The organism is Caulobacter sp. B11 (genome assembly GCF_002737765.1).
In the GTDB taxonomy this organism is placed as follows: domain Bacteria; phylum Pseudomonadota; class Alphaproteobacteria; order Caulobacterales; family Caulobacteraceae; genus Caulobacter.
Window position 1 is genome coordinate 1 of record NZ_PEGG01000172.1, and the last position, 4219, is coordinate 4219.

Sequence of the window (4219 nt, forward strand, 5' to 3'; positions counted from 1 at the left end):
GATTCGAGCGTGATCTGCTTCACCTCGGCGGGCTGCGGCGGGGGCGCGGCGACAGGCTGGGCGGCTTGCGCCGCATCCGGCCAGGGCCAGGGCCCCCGCCCCGCTCAGCCACCCGCGGCGCGACCACTGCAAACCCGACATCGTTCCCCCATCGCGCATCGTCTCAGCCTGTCCCCCGACCTTGGCCAAATCGCGGCCTCCCGATCGGGAGGCCGGTGACCCGGTCAAACCGGCTTGCGGAAGCGCAGGGTCATGCGATCACTCTCGCCGATCGCCTCATAGCGGGTCCGGTCGAAGCTCGGATCCGCCGGCTGTCCGCCGGCGCGCTTCGGCGAACCGGCGGCAGGGTCCAGACTCCGAAGGGATGATCCTTGGTGTCCTTGGGGTTGGCGTTGATCTCGGACCGGGCCTCGAGCACGAAGCCGGCCTTGCGGGCCAGGGCGATCACCGTCTCGGTCGCCAGATAACCGTCGGCCCCAGCGTCGGTCTCGGACTTGGGCTCCGCGCGATGCTCTTCCACGGCCAGGATCCCACCGGGCTTCAGCACGGCGAAGAAATCGGCGAACACCTTGTCGGCCACGCCCGGCTGGACGGTCCAGTTGTGAACATTGCGGGCGGTCAGGACCAGATCGGCCGAGCCCTTCGGGCCCAGGGGCGCCGACAGCGGACCGAAATTGGCCCAACGCACCTTGCCGTACTTGGCCGGGTCGGCGAAACGCGCCTCAAAGGCCGCGCGACCGCGTTTCGCGCCCTCGGAAAGCTTGGGATTGTCCAGGTCGGCCACCCCGCCGACATAGGTTCCGCCCGTGGCCTTGGCGTAGGGCGCGAGGATCTCGGTCCAGTAGCCATTGCCGGGTGAAACCTCGATCACCGTCTGGCGCGGCTTCAGGCCCCAGAAGGTCAGGCTTTGGCCGGGATGGCGCGCACCGTCCCGGGCGACGCTTTCCGGCGTGCGGTCGGGCGAGGCCAAGGACGCGGCCAGGGCGGGATCCATCGGCGCGGGCGCGGCGAAGGCGGTTGGGGCGGTCAGCAGCCCCACGAGGGCGAAACCAGCAAGTAGGCGGCGGCGGGCGGGCGTCATGGGCGTCGTCTCCAGCGTCAGGCCAGCGACCTTAGCCATCGACCCGGCCCAATCAAGCGATTCACGTCGACCGATCCCTCCCCCTTGAAGCCGTCGCGTGGTTCACCCAACTAGGACTCGGAGGCGCTGGACAACCGGGCCTCCCGGATCACGGGCGATGCCGATCTCGGGTCGCCGACGGTCCGTACATTCAGCAACCTTGCTTGATAAGAAGGATGTGACCATGCGTACGATCGACCTTTCCCCCCTGTACCGTTCCGTCGTCGGCTTTGACCGACTGGCCGCCATGCTCGACGCCGCCGCCACCAACGAAGCCGCCTCGGGCTATCCGCCCTACAATATCGAGCGCACCGCCGAGAACGCCTATCGCATCGAGATCGCCGTCGCGGGCTTCAAGTCCGATGAACTGTCGATCGAGGTGAAGGAGAACCTTCTCACCGTCACCGGCCGCAAGACCGCCAATGACGAGGCCAAGCGCTACCTCCATCGCGGCCTGGCCGAGCGCAATTTCGAGCGCCGCTTCCAGCTGGCCGACTATGTGCTGGTGACCGACGCGGCCCTGGCGGACGGCCTGCTCTCGGTCGCCCTGAAGCGCGAACTGCCCGAGGCCCTGAAACCCCGGACGATCCAGATCCAGACGAACGCGGCTCCGGCCGACATCATCGACGCCGCGCCAGTCGGCAATCTGATCGATGGTGAAAAGGCCGCCTGACCGGCGCCGCCGTCCGGACTTTCTTTCTCCCCCTCGAACTCGGCGGCGCAGCGATGCGCCGCCTTTTTCGTGGGAGGGCTCAGCCGGCGGTCTCAGCCGGCGGTCTGGCCGAAGTCCAGGCCATGGGCCTGGCCGACATCGCAGTCGCGGAAGCTGGTGCGCGAAAGCCGCGCCCCGGTGAAGTCAGAGCCGCGCAGGTCGGCGCCGTCAAACACGGCCTCGCTGAGGTCGGCGGACTGCAGCATCGTATAGCGCAGCCGCGCCGAGCCGAGATTGGCGGGAGTCTGGCGGTCGGGCCCCAGGGGCAGAGGACTGAGAATGACTTGGCGCAGATCAGCCTTGGTCAGGTTGGCGCCGGTCAACTTGGCGCCGCGCAGGTCGGCGCCGCGCAGATTGACGGCCCGCAGGTCGGCGTTTTGCAGATTTGCGCCCTGAAGCTGAGCGCCCGACAGGTCGAGCCCGACAAGACAGGCCCCCTTGGCGCTCAGGGCGGTCATGCGAAGCCCTTTTAGACGATCGCCCAGCGGACGCAGGTCTTCGCCATCAAGACGGGCGGGCGTCCCGGACTTGCCGCCGGTCTGGCACCAGACCTGGTTGTCGAGGCAGCGCTGGTACAGTTCCTGCGCCTTGCCGACCGCGGCCGGCGACGACCCGACGAGAGCGCCGCCCAGGGTCGCGCCATGAACCCGCGCCGTCGAGGTGTCGACGCCCGACATCACGGCGCCGGTGAAATTGGCGCCCTCGAGGTTGGCCCCCTTGACGTCGGCGCCATCGAGAATGGCGCCCGACAGGTTGGCTTCCTTCAGATTGGCCCCGGCCAGCTTGGCGCCGCGCATCGAGCAATCACTGAAATCGGCCTTGAAGGCCGACACGCCGGCGAACTGGGAGCCGTCCAGGGTCGCGCCCGAGAAATTGACCTCATCGACCTCGCCATTGCGGGTCTCGTGGCGCACCACGTCCAGGCCCTTGCGCGGGTGCGGAATGGCGATCTGGCCTTCGCGGAAGTCGGCCTGGGTCAGATCGGCCTGCGAGAGATTGGCCCCGCGCAAGCAGGCGCCGCGCAGGTCGGCGCGAATCAGGACGGCCTGACGCAGGTCCGCCTGGCGAAGATCGGCGCCGAACAGGCTGGCCCGATCAAGCTTGGTGCGAACCATCCGGCAACCATCGAGGACCGAACCAGCCAGGTCGGCGTCGATCAGGTTTCGGAACGACATATCCAGCCCGGACAGGTTCATGAACCGCAGGGAGGCGCGTTTGCCACCCTGCTTGCCGGTGACGAACTTCTCGTGGGCGGTAATGATCATATCGAGCTCGGCCTGGCTCAGGCGTCGTCTGCCAGCCATGCTCTGCGCCGCGGTCATTATTCCATGCCTCTTTCGTGTTTGTTGCCCCGACGGTAGCGTCGACTGACGAGCGAACCGTTAAGGCCGCGCTATTTTGTCGCGGACCGTGTCAGATTATATTCTCCAGCCCGCGCGCGCCCGAACGGATGGCCCCGGTCAGGTCGAGGTCCTTCATGATCGCCCCGCTGAAGTTGGCGCGCGACAGGTCCGCGCCGATCAGACAGGCCGCGCGCAGGTCGGCCCGCGCCAGATCCGCATTGGTCAGCATCGCGCCCGTGAGGTCGCTGGGCAGCAGGCGGTCGCGCCCGATCAGCAAGGGTCCAAGCTGCACGTCGCGCAGGTCTGACCCCGACAGCTTGGCGCCCTTCAGCCGGGCGCCGCGCAGGTCGGCCCGTCGCAGGTTGCAGGCCCGCAGGTCGGCGCCTTCCAGCTGGGCGCCCTGCATCTGCACCCCTTCCATATCGAGCCCGTAGAAGGTCGCGCCCTTGGCCGACAGGGCCGTAAGGTTAAAGCCGCGCACCGACTTGAGGCCGCGAAGATCGGCCCTGTCGAACACCGACGGCTTGCCTTCGGCGCCGCCAGTCTCGCACCAGCGCGCATGGTCGGCGATCATCTGCTCATAGGGCAGGTCATTGACGTCCGTGCCCGAGGGCTTGTCAGTCAGGGCGCCGTCCATGTTGGTGTCACTGATGTTCCACTGCATGGTCTTGGCGCCGACGAGCACGGTGTTGCGGAGGTCGGCGCCCGATAGATTAGCGCCGGACAGATCGGCCCCGGCCAGGTTGGCTCCGTTGAAATTGGCCTGTTTGAGATTGGCGCGCACCAACTTGGCGTCCTTCAGGATCGCGTCGCTGAAGTCGGCCTTGGTGGCCACGATGCCCGACAGGCGGGAGCGCTCCAAATTGGCGCCGGCCAGGATCGCCCCGGTGGCGTAGGCCTCGCGCTGCACCGGCTCGAGGATGCGGTAGCCTTCCTTGCGGTCGGCGGCCGCGATCTGGCCCTCGCGCAGGTCGGCCTCGAACAGGTCGGCGCCAGTGAGGTTAGCTCCGCGCAGGCTTGAACCGCGCAGGTCGGCGCGGCGCA

At 67.9% G+C, this 4219-nt stretch carries 3 protein-coding genes and 1 pseudogene; 1 reads left to right on the plus strand and 3 read right to left on the minus strand.

The features are described from left to right. Positions 1 to 224: 224 nt before the first annotated feature. Positions 225 to 1081, minus strand: a pseudogene (locus tag CSW58_RS08130) (class I SAM-dependent methyltransferase). A gap of 223 nt (positions 1082 to 1304) precedes the next feature. On the opposite strand from CSW58_RS08130, the gene CSW58_RS08135 reads away from it, so the two are divergent. Beyond that, positions 1305 to 1793 (plus strand): Hsp20 family protein, encoded by a 489-nt coding sequence (locus CSW58_RS08135; RefSeq protein ID WP_099446958.1) that lies wholly within the window; start codon positions 1305 to 1307, stop codon positions 1791 to 1793. Positions 1794 to 1885: 92 nt separating this feature from the next. Here the strand turns inward: CSW58_RS08135 and CSW58_RS08140 are convergent, their stop codons facing one another. Both CSW58_RS08140 and CSW58_RS08145 read right to left on the minus strand, forming a co-directional pair. Then, on the minus strand, positions 1886 to 3154 hold the full coding sequence (locus tag CSW58_RS08140; protein WP_099446956.1) for a pentapeptide repeat-containing protein: 1269 nt from the start codon (positions 3152 to 3154) through the stop codon (positions 1886 to 1888). 91 nt (positions 3155 to 3245) lie between these two features. After that, on the minus strand, positions 3246 to 4219 hold a 974-nt coding region (locus CSW58_RS08145; protein ID WP_099446957.1), incomplete at its 5' end, for a pentapeptide repeat-containing protein.

Excerpts from the sequence above, each read along its gene's own strand:
- CSW58_RS08135 (WP_099446958.1), top strand. The coding sequence starts at position 1,305 with ATGCGTACGATCGACCTTTCCCCCCTGTACCGTTCCGTCGTCGGCTTT.
- CSW58_RS08140 (WP_099446956.1), bottom strand. The coding sequence starts at position 3,154 with ATGACCGCGGCGCAGAGCATGGCTGGCAGACGACGCCTGAGCCAGGCC.